We start from the raw sequence: 15,962 nt of genomic DNA, 5'->3' as shown, positions 1-15,962 counted from the left end.
GACACGCACCGGGACCGCCGTGCCGACACGGACGAACGCGCCGCCCCGGAAGGGACGGCGCGTTCGCGAGGTGGTTGCCGGGTCAGGCGGGACGGACCGATTCGGCCTGCGGCCCCTTCGACCCGGTGCCGACGTCGAACGTCACTGCCTGGCCCTCCTCGAGGACCTTGTAGCCCGACATGTCGATTGCCGAGTAGTGCACGAACACGTCCTGGCCCCCTCCATCGACGGTGATGAAGCCGAAGCCCTTCTCGGCGTTGAACCACTTCACGGTTCCGTTGGCCATGATCTCTTGCTCCCTGCGGTGGTGCTGTTCCGGACGGCGCAGTCGCCGTCTTGGCACGACTCTTACCGAACAATGCCGACAGGGCAAGGGGTGTGACGTTCTTTCACGATGATTCCGACAAGAATCAACGTGCCCGAAACACGCTCGTCACAAATGCATCAACCGGCGTAGTCGGCGCCGAGCACGACAGAGATGTCGGCATTCGGGAACGCCGCCGACTGCTGCACCGCGGTGACGCCGAGGGACTTCGCGATCCCCTGCGCGACCGAGGCCTGCGCCGTCTGCTGGTAGTACACGATCGTCGCGGTCGTGCCCGTGGTGCCGGCGTCCCCGGTCGACGTGACCTTCCACCCGGCCGAGGTCAGCGTGGCGCTGGCCTTCGCCGCGAGCCCGGTCGTCGTGGTGCCGTTCAGGACGACGACGCTGGTCGTGCCCTGGTCGGCGGGAGTCCCGGCCGCGGGGGCCTCCGGTGCGGACGAGGTCGGCGACGACGAGGGCTCCGACGTGGCGGACGCCGACGACGACGCCGACGGTGAGGTCGAGCCGGTGAAGGAGTAACTGCCGTTCAGCAGCGCGAGCCCCAGGACGCTGATCCCGACGATGACACCCGTGGCGAGTGCCGCCCAGGCGAACGCGATCCAGCCGCGGCCCCGGCGCTGTGCACCCCGGTGCGCTCCGACCCGCGGGCCGTCGGCGACGTCGTCGAACCGGTCTCGGGGGTATCTCGTCGTCATCGTTCCTCTTCACGTCCTTCGGGGGCTGCGCCGAGGGCGACGAAGCTGCGCGCCGCCCGGGCACTGGTGCGCGCGTGCCGGAGCCGCTGCAGCCGGGAGACCAGCTGCGGGTCGTACGCGAGCGCCGCGGGCGAGTCGATCACACGGTTCAGCACCTGGTAGTACCGCGCCGGCGACATGTCGAACTCGACCCGGATCTCCGCTTCCTTCGTGCGGTCGTGCCGTGCCCGGTCGTGCTCGAAGGCGAGCACGTGCTTGGCGAGCTCGTCGAGCTCGACAGGGGTGGCGGTCACTGCGGTTCCGATCACGGTGAGGTAACGGGTCTCGCACATCGTAGGGGTGGAGATCATCCGGACCCTGGCACGCCGCTGGACTGTCGCGAAGACCGGTCACAGGTTCGGATCGCGGAGCCACCGCACCCGGACGCCGAACGGGTCGGAGACGGCCATCGCCGTCCCGTCGAGCGAGGCGGTCGCGAACGCATCCGGATCAGCGGGGTCGACGTCGTCCGGCAGGGTCGCCGCGACGCCGCTGAGGATGCCCGTCCGCTCGAGCGCGATCCAGTGCACACCGCGGTCGCGCACCCGGTCGACGAACCGCTGGCGGTCCGCCCCGGGCACGTAGACGAGCGTGCCGGTCGTCAGGACGACCGGGACGGCGTCGTCCGGCAGGGCCTCCAGTGCGCGGTCGAGGTCGCCGGGCAGCGTGCCCCGGAGACGGACTGGAGGCGCGGCGAGCGTCGCGCGCGCCGCCTCGCGCATCAGGGCGGTGCGGTCCGTCGCCTCGGGCGGGACGGCCTCGACCAGCCGGTCGAACGCGTGCGGCTCGGTGAGGTCGATCGGGTTCGGGTCGAGGGCGATCCGCGCCGCGATGTCGATCGGCGTGGTCGTCGGCGGGACCGTGACGCCCGAGACGTCCGCGGTGAGGTGCACCGACGGCCCGCTCGGCGCCGTACGGATCCGGACGACGTCGTCCCCGCTCCGGTGGTCGAGCGTCACCCGGTCCGGGATCGAGCAGAGCCCCGCAGCAGCACCCGCGTCGACCAGGCCGAGCGGCCGACCCACCCGCTCGGCGAGCGCCGCGAACAACGGGACGACCGGGGCGAGCCGCCGCGGGTCGTTGGCCTGGACCGTGGCGGAGGCGAGGGCCGTGACCAGGGCGAGTCGTGCCTCCAGGCCGAGCGCGCGCAGCGCACCGGGGTCCGACGGATCCGCACCCAGCCGCCGCGCGACCGCGAAGACCAACTCGGGCTGCCGCTTCGACTCCGGGACCTCGTCCAGGAGCGCCACCAGGGCGTCGTCGAGCGAGCCGGCCCACGCCGCGTAGGACGGCGAGGCGTCCGCGATGCGCTCCGCGTACGCGGCGTACCGGACTCGCGTGTCCATCAGCGACCGGGACGGTACATGCCGACGTGGCGGATGCCGGCCTCGTCGTACGGGGTCCCGAACCGTGTGAAGCCGTGCCGCTCGTAGAGGCCCGCGACGTACTCCTGGGCGTGCAGCACGAACGCCTCGTGCCCGTGCGTCTCGAGCACCGCGGCGACCAGCCGACCCGCGATCCCCTCACCCCGGTGCCGCGGATCGGTGGCGACCCGACCGATCACCCACGCGGGCGGCTCCGCACCCTCGGGGTGGACCTCGTCGGGAGCCGGGCGGATCAGCCGGAGGTACCCAACCGCATCGGCGTCCGTGCCGAACCACCAGTGCTCGGTGTCCGGTTCACGGTCACGGCCGTCGAAGTCCTCGGCGGTGACGCGTTGTTCGAGCGCGAACACGCGGTTCCGCAGCACCACGATGCCGTACAGTTCGTCCGTCGTCAGACGGTCCCAACGGGCGTGGTGCACGGAATGTTCGGACATCGTGGCGAGTTTACCGAAGTGGTCGGGAACACCCCGGAAGAGCCCGGCCGGAAGCAGGAGGAAACAATGACGTACAACGTCGACAAGTCCGACGCCCAGTGGCGCGAGGAACTCTCCCCGGACCAGTACGCCGTCCTCCGTCAGGCCGGTACCGAACGCCCCTGGACCGGTGAGCTCCTCGACGAGGAGCGCGCCGGCGTCTACACGTGTGCGGCCTGCGGCGCGGAACTGTTCAAGAGCGGCACGAAGTTCGACTCCGGCTGCGGCTGGCCGTCGTTCTACGAGTCGGTGAACCCGGACGCCGTGCAGCTGATCGAGGACAACTCCCTCGGCATGGCACGCACCGAGGTCCGCTGCGCGAACTGTGGCTCGCACCTCGGTCACGTGTTCCCGGACGGCTTCGGGACTCCCACGGGTGACCGCTACTGCATGAACTCGATCTCGCTGAACTTCTCCGAGAAGCCCGCGGGCGAGTGAACCCCCGGCGCGCCCGCCGCTAGGATGGGGCGCGTCAGCCGGCATGGCGCAATTGGTAGCGCACCGTACTTGTAATACGGGGGTTGCGGGTTCAAGTCCCGCTGCCGGCCCTGCGCGGTGCGGGAGCACTGCATGCGAAGGCCCCGGGTGGGAACACCCGGGGCCTTCGGCGCGTGGAACACGGATCAGGGGGCGTTCCGGGCGCTCGACGCGGTAACCAGCCGGCCGTGCAGTGATGGTGACACCGCACTGAACGCGGTGTCCACACCGGGGTCGAAGCTCGCGGAAAGCCGCAGAACCCGGACAGCCGACGCTCAGCGGCCGCCGGTGATCTTCCGCTCGCGCTGCGCGACGCCCGCCGTGCCGTACGGGTAGTCGTCGATCCGCGGCGCACTCACCTCGGTGAGGGTGTCGAGCTCGGCCTGGTCGAGCACGAGGTCCGCGGCGCCGAGGTTGTCCTCGAGCTGCGACACCGTGCGCGCGCCGAGGATGACGCTCGTCACCGCGGGCCGGGCGAGCAGCCACGCGAGGGCGACCTGCGACCGCGAGGCCCCGTGCGCGTCGGCGATCGCGGACACCGCGTCGAGGACGGCCCAGGTGCGCTCGTCGCCGTTGCGGGCCTCCCACGCCTCCATGCCTCGCTGCGGGTTCTCGCCGAGGCGGGTGTTCCCGGTCGGGGCCTCGTCGCGCTGGTACTTGCCGGAGAGCCAGCCGCCGGCCAGGGGCGACCAGGGCAGCAGGCCGATCCCGGCGTCGAGGCTCGCGGGGACGATCTCGTGCTCGATGTCGCGGACGAGCAGGTTGTACTGCGGCTGCAGGGTGACCGGCGGTGCCCAACCGTGCGCCTTGGCCTCGTAGACCGCCTTGGTGATCTGGTGGCCGAGGTAGTTCGAGAACCCGTACGAGCCGATCTTCCCGGCGGACACGGCGTCGTCGAGGAAGCGCAGGGTCTCCTCGATGGGCGTCAGGGCGTCCCACGCGTGCATCTGGTACAGGTCGATGTGCTCGACGCCGAGACGCTCGAGGGACGCGTCCAGTGCCACGCGGAGGTGCCGACGGGACAGCCCCACGTCGTTCGGGCCGTCGCCCTGGGGGAAGCGCCCCTTCGTCGCGAGGACGACCTGCTGCGCCTCGGTCGGGTGCGCGGCGAGCCAGCGGCCGATGATCCGCTCCGACTCGTTGCCGGAGTACACGTCGGCCGTGTCGATCAGCGTGCCACCGGCGGCGACGAACGTGTCGATGATGGTGTGGGAGGTGGGTTCGTCGGCTTCGCTGCCGAACGTCATGGTGCCGAGGGTCAGCGTCGACACCGATGTCCCGCTGTTGCCGAGGAGTCTGTAGTCCATGGCCGGGACGGTACGCGCGGGACGGTCCCGCCGAGGGGACCCACGAGTACCCCTCAGCGCTGGTCGGATACGTCAGCGCTGGTCGGACATCAGCCCTGCAGGAACGCGATCGCTGCCTCGCGGAACGCCCGCGACGTCGGCGCGTTGAAGTGGTTCCGCCCCGGGATCTCGAAGAACGAGGCGTCCGGCGCCGCCGCCGCGAGCCGCACGGCGCTGTCCTTGATGCCGTCCTCGCTGCCCGCGGCCATCAGCACGGGCTGCGCGGGCGCGTTCGACGGCGTCGGCTCGATGCTGTCCCGCATGCCCTCGACCATCGCGACCAGGGCAGCGAGGTCGTTCCCCTCGACGTTCCCGGCCATCGTCAGGTAGCCGTTCGTCACGCGGTCCTCGATCGGTGTGCCGTCGGCGAGGAACGCCTTCGCCTGGTCCACCCGCACGCGGCGCATCGGGTCGGCGTCCGGGATGCCGCCGAACACCGCCCGGGTGATCCGGTCCGGGATCCGCTCTGCGGCGTGCCACCCGACGCGGGCGCCGAGCGAGTACCCGAGGTAGGCGACGTCGTCGAGCAGGTAGGTGTCGATGACGGCGGTGACGTCGGCGACCAGCAGGTCCATCGAGTAGGCGCCGGGGTCGCGCGGCTTCGAGCTGGCGCCGTGCCCCCGCTGGTCGAGGGCGACGACCCGGTAGCCGGCGCGGACGAGGTCACGGGTCCAGCCCGAGGCATGCCAGTTCAGGAGCGCACCGGAGGCGAACCCGTGCACGGCGACGACGGCCGGGGCCTCCGGGTCGCCGAAGTCGTAGGTGGCGATCTTCAGGCCGTCCGGGGACATCACGGAACGGGGACGGGGCGCTTCGGGGACGAGTGACATGTCCCCTCCAGGCTACCGGGGCACTGTGGTCCCATGGACGGCTACGGCGGCGATCAGATCCGGGCGGCGGAACGGCCGCACCTCGACGCGGGCGAGCCCCTCATGCAGCGCGCGGCCGACGGACTGGCGCGGATCGTCGGCGACCTGCTCGACGACCCGGCCGTGCGGCCGGGTGACGGACCGGGGTCGGTCCTCCTGCTGGTGGGCAGCGGCGACAACGGCGGGGACGCCCTGTTCGCGGGTGCTCGCCTCGCATCGGCCGGGAGGCACGTGGCGGTCCTGCGGGTCGGCTCACGCATCCACGAGGCGGGCCTGGCAGCGGCGCTGGACGCCGGGGCGCGCCTCCTGGACGACCCCACCGGCCCTGCCGGGCCGGCGGCCGTCACGACCGCCGCCGCGCTCGAGGCGGACCTCGTCCTCGACGGGATCCTCGGGATCGGTGTGCACGGCCCCGCGGCCCTCCGCTCCCCCGCACGCGAGGTCGTCGACGCGATCCGCGAACTCGCTCGTGACCAGCGCGCGCCGTTCGTCGTCGCGGTGGACGTCCCGAGCGGCATCGACGTGGACACCGGCGGCATCGCCGACGACCACGTCCTGCATGCCGACGTCACGGTCACCTTCGGCGGGGCGAAGGCCGGCCTCCTGATGGGGCCGGCCGCCACCCTCGCCGGACGGATCGAGCTGGTGGACGTCGGGATCGGCGAGGACCTGGCGCGGGCGGAGCCGCTCGTCCGCACCTGACCCCGATCCGATCAGTGGTGCTGGTAGAGCACCGGCTCGGGCAGACCGTGCTCGGCGCGGATGCTCCGGGAGATGCCCTCGATCGCGACGAGCGCGTCCACGACGAGCTCCGGCGTGACCGGGAAGGGCATGTTGTGGATGGTCTCGCCCTCGACGGTCGCGGCCTCGGCCACGGCGCGCAGTTCCTTCGTGTCATCGACGGTCAGGCCGATCTCGGTCAGGGTGTTCGGCAGGCCGACCTTGGTGGTGAAGACGACGAAGTCCTCGATCTCCTCCGCCGGGGCACCCTCGAGCACGAGCTGCGCGATCGTCCCGACGTTGACCTTCTGCCCGTGGGCGAGGCCGTGCGCCTGCGGTGCCGCGGTCAGCCCGTTGTGGATGGCGTGCGCGGCGGCGAGACCACCCGACTCGAACCCGAGGCCGGAGAGCAGCGTGTTCGCCTCGACGACCTTCTCGAGCGCGGGGGTGACGACCTTCGCCTTGACCGCCTCGATGGCCTGCAGGGCGTTCTCGTGCAGCAGCTTCCAGGACAGCTCGGCGAGCGCGACACCGGTCTCGGTCTGCAGTCCGCCGGCCATGGTGTCCGCGTGCGCGCGCTTGGCGGCACGAGCCTCGACCCAGGTGGCGAGCGCGTCGCCGATCCCCGCGACGAGGAACTGCACGGGGGCGTTCGCGACGAGCTTCGTGTCGATGAGCACGAGGTCCGGGTTGTGCGGGAAGAAGCGGTACTCGATGAACTCGCCCTCCTCGGAGTAGACGACCGCGAGCGCCGAGGTCGGGGCGTCGGTGCTCGCCGCCGTCGGGACGCTCGCCCACCGGATACCGGCCAGGTGGCCCGAGGCCTTCGCCGCGTCGATGGCCGAACCACCGCCGAGGCCGACGATCACGTCCGCCTCGGTCTCGCCGATCTTCGTCACGAGGTCGTCGATGGCCTGCGGCGTCGCGAACCGTCCGAACCCGACCCGCTCGACCGGCAGCCCGGCCGCGTCGAAGCTCGTCCGGACGGCCGACTCGACGATCCCCCAGACGACGTCGTCGGCGACGATGAGCGGGCGCTTCCCGATCGGTGCGACGAACTCGCCGACGCGGGTGATCGCGTCCTTGCCCTGGACGTAACGGGCGGGGCTCATCACGGTGCTGATGGGGGTGGCCATGGTGTGGTTCCTTCCGGGTTGTACGACAGGTGTCGGGATCACCGACGTTCCCGACGGTACGCGGGACCCCTCCGAGCCGTACATTCGGGGCATGACGTTCAACGAGGACTCGCAGCTCAAGGGCGGGAAGGTCAAGCGACGCGGTCGCACCGCCGCGGTCGCGGGCGGCGGTGTCGTCGGTGTCGGCGCGATCGTCGTACTGCTCCTCAACGTCTTCACGGGCGGCGACCTCGATCTCGGCGCCCTCCTCGGCGACGGTGGCGGAACGACGCAGATCCAGCAGCAGGGCGAGACCGTCGACGCGGCGAGCGAGTGCCGGACCGGCCGGGACGCCAACCTCAAGGTGGAGTGCCGGATGGAGGGCGCCGCCGAGTCGCTCGACGGGTACTGGACGTCCGAGGCCGGCAAGCTCGGGATCTCCTACACCTCGCCCGGGTTCGTGCTCTTCAGCGGGTCGACCGACACCGGGTGCGGTCAGGCCTCGGCGGCGACGGGTCCGTTCTACTGCCCGCCGGACCGCGCGATCTACCTCGACACCGCGTTCTACGACGACCTGCAGTCGAAGTACGGGTCCTCCGGCGGTCCGCTCGCCCAGATGTACGTCGTGGCGCACGAGTGGGGCCACCACGTCCAGCAGCTGCAGGGTGCCTTCGCCAGCACGGACCGCTCGGGCACCGGCGCATCGTCCGGCAGCGTCCGCGTGGAGCTGCAGGCGGACTGCTACGCCGGCGCGTGGGTCGGCGACGCCGCGAACACGAAGGACGCGAACGGGGAGACGTTCTTCGAGCCGATCACCCGCTCGGAGATCAACGACGCACTGTCCGCCGCGAGTGCGGTCGGCGACGACAGCATCCAGCAGAAGTCGAGCGGCCGGGTCGACCCGGACTCGTTCACGCACGGGTCGAGCGAGCAGCGGCAGAACTGGTTCATGCGCGGCTACCAGCGGGGTGCGACCTCGTGCGACACGTTCAGCGTCCCGGGGTCGTCCCTCTAGCCACCCCGATCAGCTGGAGGGCGTCGCGCTCGGGGTCGGGGTCCCGGTCGGCGTGGCGCTCGGGGTCGGCGTCGGGGTGGACTCGGTCGCCCCCGCCGCCGTCACCACGAAGGTGCGGAAGTCGTCGTTCGTGATCGGTGACGTGAGCTCGTAGCGCTGCCCGTTCACGAGCACGAGCGGCACACCCGGGAACTCCCCCGACGACGAACCCGGCACGTCGCCACCCACGACCGAAGTCGTGCGCTCGTCGACCCACTTGCTGAACGTCTGGTCCTCGATGCACTTCGTGATCGCGGAACGCTGCTGCAGGCCGTCGACACCGGTGACGACACGGGTGAGCTGGGCATCGGTCAGCCCCGCCGTGCCCTGCTCGGGCTGCTTCGCGAACAGGGCGGCGTTCACCGCGAAGAACTGGTTCGGCGAGTGGTCGGCGACGCAGGCGGCGGCGTTCGCCGCCCGGAGCGAGTACTTCGTGCCCTGCGATCGGTTCGACAGCGTCGCGACGGGGTGGATGTCCACCGTGGCCGCACCGGAGTCGACGAGGCTCTCGATGTAGTCGCCGTTGGCCTTCTCGAACTGGCCGCACGTCGGGCAGAGGTAGTCGATGTACATGGTGATGCGGACCGCACCCGAGCCGTCGGTGGCGGTCGGTGCCGGCGACTCGGACGACGCGGTGACGGCCTTGAGGTCCTGCCCGATCGTGATCCCGCCCTGGGACATGTTCGACGGGCCCGGTCCGGCGGGCTTCACGGAGTCGACGAGGACGAGCGTCACGATCGTCGCGGCGGCCAGCAGCACGACGCCGAGGCCGATCTGCAGGCCGAGCCGGAAGCCACGCTGGCGTCGCTTCTGCTGGGTGCGGGCTCGCTGGGCACGCTGCCGCGCTGCTTCGCGTCGTTCGTTCCGCTCGGCGCGGGAGTCACCCTCGGGGCGGTTGGTCATGCGTCCTGGTCCTCACTTGGTCGTCGTCCGCACGGCCTTCCCCGCTCGGCGGACGGACCCGCCGATCGTAGCGGGGCCCGATGGGAACCACCCAACCAGGTGGGAACACTGGCGCACCCGGCGGAGATCGTGTTGTATGAACCTCGATGGTCGACGGCGACCATCCGGGGCCCGCACGGGCAACCGCTTCACTCGGATCGTCCGGCACGTACCTGCCGGTGAAGGAAGGACCGAACGCTCATGGCGTCCGTCACCTATGACAAGGCAACCCGTCTCTACCCCGGAGGCAACCGTCCCGCGGTCGACTCCCTCGACCTGGACGTCGCCGACGGCGAGTTCCTCGTCCTCGTCGGCCCGTCGGGCTGCGGGAAGTCCACCTCGCTGCGCATGCTGGCCGGCCTCGAAGAGGTCAACTCCGGCGCCATCCGCATCGGCGACCGCGACGTCACCGACGTCCCGCCGAAGGACCGCGACATCGCGATGGTGTTCCAGAACTACGCGCTGTACCCGCACATGACCGTCGCCGAGAACATGGGCTTCGCGCTCAAGATCGCCGGCGTCGGCAAGGAAGAGCGCGCCACCCGCGTGCAGGAGGCAGCGAAGCTCCTCGACCTCGAGCAGTACCTCGGCCGCAAGCCGAAGGCCCTCTCGGGTGGTCAGCGTCAGCGCGTCGCGATGGGCCGTGCGATCGTCCGTCAGCCACAGGTGTTCCTCATGGACGAGCCGCTGTCGAACCTCGACGCCAAGCTCCGCGTCCAGACCCGTACCCAGATCGCATCGCTGCAGCGTCGTCTCGGCGTCACCACGGTCTACGTCACGCACGACCAGACCGAGGCGCTGACCATGGGTGACCGCATCGCGGTGCTCAAGGACGGCATCCTGCAGCAGGTCGGCTCGCCGCGTGACCTGTACGAGAAGCCGAACAACGTCTTCGTCGCGGGCTTCATCGGCTCGCCGGCGATGAACCTGCTCCCGGCCGACGTGGTCGAGGGCGGCATCAAGTTCGGTTCGCTGAACCACCCGATCGACCGCGACACGCTCTCCAACGCGCGCTCCGGGAACATCACGGTCGGCATCCGCCCCGAGGACGTCGTCGTGGCGCAGTCTGGCGAGGGCCTGCCGGTCACGGTCGACGTGGTCGAGGAACTCGGCGCCGACGGCTACCTCTACGGTCACGCCGACGTCAAGGGCTCGCGCGTCGACATCGTCGCCCGCGTCGACGGTCGCTCGCACCCCTCGATCGGCGACACCATCGTGGTGACGCCGAAGCAGGGTCACGTGCACGCCTTCGACACCGAGTCGGGCGAACGCCTCGACGACAAGGCCGTGGTCAGCGCGTAACGCTGGAAGACCACCAACAGGAGGCGGGGGGGGGGGGGCCCCCCCCCCCCCCCCCCCCCCCCCCCGGGGGGGGGGGGGCCCGGCGCCCCCCGCGCCTCCCGTCCGTCCCACCGTTCGCACGCACCCAGAGGAACCCATCGTGACCGACTCGATGTCCATCACCGCAGCCTCGGTCGATCCCGGCCTCCTCGACCTCCCGTGGGACCTGCCGCTCGCCGACTGGCCGGACGACACGATCGTCGCGCTGCCGAAGGGCATCTCGCGGCACCTCGTCCGGTTCGTGCACCTCAGCGGCTACGTCGCCGCCGTGAAGGAGACCGGCGAGGAGATCGCGCGGTCCGAGTACGAGATGCTCCGCACGCTGCAGCGCATGGACGTCCCGTGCGTCGACCCCGTCGCCGTCATCACCGGCCGGGTCAGTGCGGACGGCGAGCCGCTGCACCCCGTCCTCGTCACGCGGCACCTGCGGTTCTCGCTGCCGTACCGCGCGCTGTACTCGCAGACGCTCCGTCCGGAGACCGCGACGCGCCTCGTCGACGCCCTCGCACTGCTGCTGGTCCGTCTGCACGTGATCGGCTTCTACTGGGGTGACGTCTCGCTGTCGAACACCCTGTTCCGGCGCGACGCGGGCTCGTTCGCGGCGTACCTCGTCGACGCGGAGACCGGCAAGCTCTACCCGGGCGGTCTCTCGAACGGGCAGCGGGAGAACGACCTCGAGGTCGCCCGCGTGAACATCGCCGGGGAGCTCCTCGACCTCGAGGCCGGTGGGCGACTCGACGAGAACGCCGACGCCGTGGACGTCTCGAACCGGATCGTCGCGCAGTACCGGACGCTCTGGAAGGAACTGACGGGCACCGAGCAGTTCGACATCAAGGAGCGCTGGCGGATCAACGACCGCGTCGAACGACTCAACGCGCTCGGCTTCGACATCGAGGAGCTCTCGATCCACACGACCGAGGGTGGCTCGCAGGTGCGGATCCAGCCGAAGGTCGTCGACGCGGGCCACCACCAGCGCCGTCTGCTGCGGCTGACCGGCCTCGACGCCGGCGAGAACCAGGCGCGGCGACTGCTCAACGACCTCGACTCGTACCGAGCGCGCAACGGCCGCGACCAGCTCGACGAGGAGATGGTGGCGCACGAGTGGGTCTCACGCGTGTTCGAACCGGTCATCCGGTCGATCCCGCGGGACCTCCGGGGCCGGCTCGAACCCGCAGAGGTCTTCCACGAGCTGCTCGAGCACCGCTGGTTCATGTCCCAGGAGGAAGAGCGCTCGGTGTCGCTCCCCGAGGCCACGACGGCGTACATCAACGACGTGCTGCGACACCGTCGCGACGAGCGGCTGCTGATCAACCCGCCGACGTCGTCGATGACGCTGCCGATCCCCGTCGTCGACGACGCTGCGCCGGCGTCACCCGACGACGTCGAGGACTGGCGCGCCACCGTCTGAGGCGCGCGGCTCTCGATCGCGTCCGTTCCTTCCCAGAACGACCGCGATGGAACGTGGAAACGGGCGTACCTGGTCGGGACGAACGACCAGGTACGCCCGATTCGACCAGGCGGAGTGTGCGGGCTACTCGGCGCGACGGCGCCGGGCGACCTCCCAGAGGGTGACGCTCGCGGCGATGCCCGCGTTGAGGGACTCCGTCGCGCTCGAGATCGGGATCGACACGATGGCGTCGCAGGTCTCGGTGACGAGGCGCGACAGGCCCTTGCCCTCCGAACCGACGACGATCACGATCGGACGGTCGGCGAGCTCGAGGCCGTCGAGCTCCACGTCGCCGTCGCCGTCGAGGCCGAGCACGAAGAGCCCCATCGACTTGAGGGACTTCAGGGTCTGGGTCAGGTTCGGGGCCATCGCGACCGGGGTGCGGGCAGCGGCGCCGGCACTGGTCTTCCACGCGGACGCCGTCACGCCGACGGAACGACGCTGCGGCACGATGACACCGTGCCCGCCGAAGGCCGCCGTGGAGCGGATGATCGCACCGAGGTTGCGCGGGTCGGTGATCCCGTCGAGGGCGACGACCAGCGGCACCTCGTCCTTCGCGAAGGCACGCTCGACGAGGTCCTCGGCCACGGCGTACTCGTACGCCGGCACCTTGAGCGCGACACCCTGGTGCACGCTGTCGTGCCCCGTGATGCGGTCGAGCTCCGGACGCATGATCTCCATGATCGGCACGCCGCGGTGGTTGGCGAGCGCCAGGATCTCCTTGACGCGGTCGTCGACCTCGATGCGGGCGGCGACGTACAGCGTCGTGGAGGGGGTCTTCGTGCGCAGGGCCTCGAGCACCGAGTTGCGGCCGGTGACCAGCTCGGAGTCGTCCGTCTTCCGCTGCGGCGGACGGCCGGTGCGCTGCTGCGGCGAGCTCGACGCACCGTGACGGCCACGAGCGTTCTCGTAGCGCTCCTTGGCGGCCTTGCGCTTGCCGGCCGGGTGGTACGGGCGGTCCTCGGCCTTCGGGGTCGGCTTGCGACCCTCGAGCGCCTGGGCGCCCTGACCGCCGGAGCCGACCTGCTTGTTGCCCTTGCGGCCGGAGCGGACGGCGCCGGGCCGGCCCTTCTTGCTCCCCGAGACGTTCTTCATTGCTCTCTCCTGTCCGGCACTGCCGTTGTCAGGCGATGCTCCAGCGTGTACCAGCTGCGGTGTCTTCGATGGTGATGCCCGCGGATGCGAGATCGTCGCGCACACGGTCGGCCGTGGCGAAGTCGCGTGCCGCCCTGGCGTCGGAACGCTCCTGCACGAGGCGTTCGACGAGGGCTGCGAGTGGTGCGGCCGATGCGTCGTGGCCACCGCCGGACCAGTGGTCGGCCCGCGGGTCGATGCCGAGCACCTCGACCATCGCGGCCACCTGATGGTACGCGGTTCCGACCGCTTCCGCATCGTCGGTGTCCAGGGCGGCGTTCCCCGCGCGGACGGTCTCGTGCAGCACGGCGAGCGCCTGGGGCACCGAGAGGTCGTCGTCCATGGCCGCCGCGAACGCGTCGGGCACCCCCGGGGCGTCGGTCAGCGAGACCCCTTCGAGCCGGGTCTGGGCACGTGCGAGGAAGCCGGCGATCCGGTCGAGCGCCGCCTCGGCCTCGGCGAGGGAGCCGTCGTGGTGGTCGATCGTGGAGCGGTAGTGGGCGGCGCCGAGCGCGTACCGGACGACGATCGGGCGGGCGGAGCCGAGCATGTCCGCGGCGAAGACCGAGTTGCCGAGCGACTTCGACATCTTCTGCCCGTCGACCGAGACCAGGCCGTTGTGCAGCCAGTACGAGGCGAACGGGTCCCCGGCGGCGGTCGACTGCGCGAGCTCGTTCTCGTGGTGCGGGAAGCGGAGGTCGAGTCCGCCGCCGTGGATGTCGAACGCCGGGCCGAGGTAGCGCCGGGACATCGCCGAGCACTCGATGTGCCAGCCCGGACGGCCGGGGCCCCAGGGCGAGTCCCAGTTCGCGGTCGACGGCTCACCGGGCTTGGCGCCCTTCCAGAGCGCGAAGTCGCGGGGGTCGCGCTTGCCGCGGGGGTCGGCGTCGGCAGCCTCGACCATGTCCTCACGCCGCTGGTGGGTCAACGCGCCGTACGAGTCCCAGCTGCCGGTGTCGAAGTAGACGTCGCCGGAGCCGTCGGCCGCAGCGTAGGCGTGGCCCCGCTCGATGAGCCGCTCGATGATGTCGTGCATCTGCGGCACGCTGGCGGTCGCACGCGGCTCGTAGGTCGGGGGCAGGATGCCGAGCGCGGTGTACGCCGCGGTGAACTCGAGCTCGACGCGGTACGCGCGCGCGAACCACTCCTCGTCGGTGCCGGCGGCCAGGTCGAGCACCTTGTCGTCGATGTCGGTGACGTTCCGCACGAGCGTGACCCGGTACCCGCGGTGGCTCAGCCAGCGGCGCCAGACGTCGTAGACGAGCGCGGAGCGGAGGTGACCGATGTGCGGCGACGACTGCACCGTCGGCCCGCAGACGTACATGCTCACGTGTCCGTCGACCAGCGGGACGAGGTCGACGACGGCTGCGGCGCGGGAGTCGTAGAGGCGAACGGTCACGCCCCCAAGCCTAGGACGTCAGGACGCCCGGACGACGGCTGTTGCGATCGCGGCGAGCCCTTCACCGCGGCCGGTGAAGCCGAGGCCGTCGGTCGTCGTGCCGGAGACGGCGACGGGAGCACCCACGACGGCCGCGAGGGCGTCCTGCATCTCGGTCCGGCGGGCACCGATCCGCGGGCGGTTGCCGATCACCTGCACGGTGACGGACACCGGGACCATGCCCGCTTCAGCGAGGAGACCGACCGCGCCCCGGACGAAGACATCGCCAGCCGCACCGGCGTACGCGGGGTCCGACGTACCGAACGTCCCGCCGATGTCGCCGAGGCCACCCGCCGAGAGCAGGGCGTCGCACACCGCGTGCGCGACGGCGTCCCCGTCGCTGTGGCCGGAGAGACCGGCCTCGCCCGGGAAGTCGAGCAGCCCGACCCGGCACGGAGCGGCCTCGTCGAAGGCGTGCACGTCGACGCCGAGGCCGACCCGCGTGTCCGGCGGAGCGGAGGAACCGGACCGCGCGCGGACGATCGACTCCGCCCGTCCCAGGTCCCACGGGGTGGTGATCTTGAAGGCGTCGGCGTCGCCCGGGACGGAGTGCACCGTGCCGCCCGCCGCCTGGAACACCCCCGCGTCGTCGGTCTCGGACTGCGACGACACCGCGTACGCCTGCCGGAGCGCGGCGAGCGGGAACCCCTGGGGCGTCTGCACCCCGACGAGTGCCGCACGGTCGACGGTCTCGACGACGACGTCCCCGTCGACGCGCTTGACCGTGTCCGTGACGGGCAACGCCGGGACGAACCCAGCAGGCGACCCGTCGGCGAGCGACGCGGCGACCGCATCGAAGACCCGGTCGAACTGCACCGTCGGCGTCAGGCACCGAGCGGCGTCGTGCACCAGGACCGAGGTGACGGAGTCCGGCAGGGCTGCCAGGCCGGCCTCGACCGAGCCGTGGCGATCCGTGCCTCCCGGCACCACCGCCGTGTACGCGACCGCAGCCCCGGCGACCGAGGCGACCACCTGTCGACAGTCGTCGAGCAACGCAGCGGGCGCGACCACGACGACGAGCGTCGGCGACGCCAGGGCGAACAGCGGCTCGAGCGCCCGCGCGAGCATGAGCGTGCCGGCCACGGGGACGAACGCCTTCGCCGTGCCGATGCCCAGTCGCGTGCCGGACCCGGCCGCAACGACGACGACCGCCCTGTCCACC

General features: G+C 71.3%; 17 protein-coding genes and 1 tRNA gene. 6 read left to right on the top strand and 12 right to left on the bottom strand.

Going from position 1 to position 15,962, the window contains the following annotated elements:
• Nucleotides 1-82 precede the first annotated feature (82 nt).
• From ABIC61_RS04325 to ABIC61_RS04305, 5 genes are all read right to left on the bottom strand, one after another.
• On the bottom strand, nt 83-286 hold the full coding sequence (locus ABIC61_RS04325; RefSeq protein WP_022903461.1) for a cold-shock protein: 204 nt from the start codon (nt 284-286) through the stop codon (nt 83-85).
• Between the two features lie 158 nt (nt 287-444).
• On the bottom strand, nt 445-1,020 hold the full coding sequence (locus ABIC61_RS04320) for a LytR C-terminal domain-containing protein (RefSeq protein WP_144752935.1): 576 nt from the start codon (nt 1,018-1,020) through the stop codon (nt 445-447).
• The gene (locus tag ABIC61_RS04315) at nt 1,017-1,313 is read right to left on the bottom strand and encodes a DUF3263 domain-containing protein (RefSeq protein WP_260852626.1); all 297 of its coding nucleotides are present in this window, start codon (nt 1,311-1,313) and stop codon (nt 1,017-1,019) included. The genes ABIC61_RS04320 and ABIC61_RS04315 overlap by 4 nt, the downstream gene beginning before the upstream one ends.
• Before the next feature lie 96 nt (nt 1,314-1,409).
• A complete protein-coding gene (locus ABIC61_RS04310; protein WP_354028932.1) occupies nt 1,410-2,405 on the bottom strand; it encodes a DUF2332 family protein in 996 nt (331 codons plus the stop codon).
• Nucleotides 2,405-2,878 (bottom strand): GNAT family N-acetyltransferase, encoded by a 474-nt coding sequence (locus ABIC61_RS04305; RefSeq protein WP_354028931.1) that lies wholly within the window; start codon nt 2,876-2,878, stop codon nt 2,405-2,407. The genes ABIC61_RS04310 and ABIC61_RS04305 overlap by 1 nt, the downstream gene beginning before the upstream one ends.
• 66 nt (nt 2,879-2,944) lie before the next feature.
• On the opposite strand from ABIC61_RS04305, the gene msrB reads away from it, so the two are divergent.
• Together msrB and ABIC61_RS04295 are read left to right on the top strand one after the other, a co-directional pair.
• A complete protein-coding gene (gene msrB, locus ABIC61_RS04300; RefSeq protein ID WP_144752944.1) occupies nt 2,945-3,355 on the top strand; it encodes a peptide-methionine (R)-S-oxide reductase MsrB in 411 nt (136 codons plus the stop codon).
• 37 nt (nt 3,356-3,392) lie between these two features.
• Nucleotides 3,393-3,465 (top strand) — tRNA-Thr (locus tag ABIC61_RS04295).
• Nucleotides 3,466-3,669: 204 nt separating this feature from the next.
• Here the strand turns inward: ABIC61_RS04295 and ABIC61_RS04290 are convergent.
• Entirely contained in the window at nt 3,670-4,701 is a 1,032-nt protein-coding gene (locus tag ABIC61_RS04290) for an aldo/keto reductase (RefSeq protein WP_144752947.1), read from the bottom strand.
• 89 nt (nt 4,702-4,790) lie between these two features.
• Nucleotides 4,791-5,570: an alpha/beta fold hydrolase gene (locus tag ABIC61_RS04285; protein ID WP_354028930.1), complete on the bottom strand. Its 780-nt coding sequence runs from the start codon at nt 5,568-5,570 to the stop codon at nt 4,791-4,793.
• Nucleotides 5,571-5,603: 33 nt separating this feature from the next.
• On the opposite strand from ABIC61_RS04285, the gene ABIC61_RS04280 reads away from it, so the two are divergent.
• Nucleotides 5,604-6,311, top strand: coding sequence for an NAD(P)H-hydrate epimerase (locus tag ABIC61_RS04280; RefSeq protein ID WP_354028929.1), 708 nt, complete (start codon nt 5,604-5,606; stop codon nt 6,309-6,311).
• A gap of 11 nt (nt 6,312-6,322) precedes the next feature.
• Here ABIC61_RS04280 and ABIC61_RS04275 read toward each other — a convergent pair whose 3' ends face one another.
• Nucleotides 6,323-7,465 (bottom strand): glycerol dehydrogenase, encoded by a 1,143-nt coding sequence (locus ABIC61_RS04275; RefSeq protein ID WP_144752957.1) that lies wholly within the window; start codon nt 7,463-7,465, stop codon nt 6,323-6,325.
• 91 nt (nt 7,466-7,556) lie between these two features.
• Here ABIC61_RS04275 and ypfJ point away from each other — a divergent pair, with 91 nt between their 5' ends.
• Entirely contained in the window at nt 7,557-8,459 is a 903-nt protein-coding gene (gene ypfJ / locus ABIC61_RS04270) for a KPN_02809 family neutral zinc metallopeptidase (RefSeq protein ID WP_354028928.1), read from the top strand.
• A 9-nt stretch (nt 8,460-8,468) separates the two neighbouring features.
• Here the strand turns inward: ypfJ and ABIC61_RS04265 are convergent, their stop codons facing one another.
• Entirely contained in the window at nt 8,469-9,401 is a 933-nt protein-coding gene (locus ABIC61_RS04265; protein ID WP_354028927.1) for a DsbA family protein, read from the bottom strand.
• A 240-nt stretch (nt 9,402-9,641) separates the two neighbouring features.
• On the opposite strand from ABIC61_RS04265, the gene ABIC61_RS04260 reads away from it, so the two are divergent.
• Together ABIC61_RS04260 and ABIC61_RS04255 are read left to right on the top strand one after the other, a co-directional pair.
• Nucleotides 9,642-10,742, top strand: a complete 1,101-nt coding sequence (locus tag ABIC61_RS04260) for an ABC transporter ATP-binding protein (protein WP_097181149.1) — start codon at nt 9,642-9,644, stop codon at nt 10,740-10,742.
• A gap of 139 nt (nt 10,743-10,881) precedes the next feature.
• Nucleotides 10,882-12,189 (top strand): DUF4032 domain-containing protein, encoded by a 1,308-nt coding sequence (locus ABIC61_RS04255; protein WP_144752966.1) that lies wholly within the window; start codon nt 10,882-10,884, stop codon nt 12,187-12,189.
• 123 nt (nt 12,190-12,312) lie between these two features.
• Here ABIC61_RS04255 and rlmB read toward each other — a convergent pair whose 3' ends face one another.
• Genes rlmB through ispF form a run of 3 tightly spaced genes read right to left on the bottom strand, consistent with a single transcriptional unit; the run spans nt 12,313 to nt 15,961 of the window.
• On the bottom strand, nt 12,313-13,323 hold the full coding sequence (gene rlmB, locus ABIC61_RS04250; RefSeq protein WP_144752969.1) for a 23S rRNA (guanosine(2251)-2'-O)-methyltransferase RlmB: 1,011 nt from the start codon (nt 13,321-13,323) through the stop codon (nt 12,313-12,315).
• 28 nt (nt 13,324-13,351) lie between these two features.
• A complete protein-coding gene (cysS, locus tag ABIC61_RS04245) occupies nt 13,352-14,761 on the bottom strand; it encodes a cysteine--tRNA ligase (protein WP_354028926.1) in 1,410 nt (469 codons plus the stop codon).
• Between the two features lie 18 nt (nt 14,762-14,779).
• On the bottom strand, nt 14,780-15,961 hold the full coding sequence (ispF, locus tag ABIC61_RS04240; protein WP_354028925.1) for a 2-C-methyl-D-erythritol 2,4-cyclodiphosphate synthase: 1,182 nt from the start codon (nt 15,959-15,961) through the stop codon (nt 14,780-14,782).
• Nucleotide 15,962: the final 1 nt, after the last annotated feature.

Origin of the sequence: Curtobacterium sp. 1544 (genome assembly GCF_040544915.1) — a bacterium.
Classification (GTDB): Bacteria; Actinomycetota; Actinomycetes; order Actinomycetales; family Microbacteriaceae; genus Curtobacterium; species Curtobacterium pusillum_C.
The sequence above is the reverse complement of the archived record's forward strand: the minus strand, read 5'-3'. Positions and strand labels throughout refer to the sequence as shown.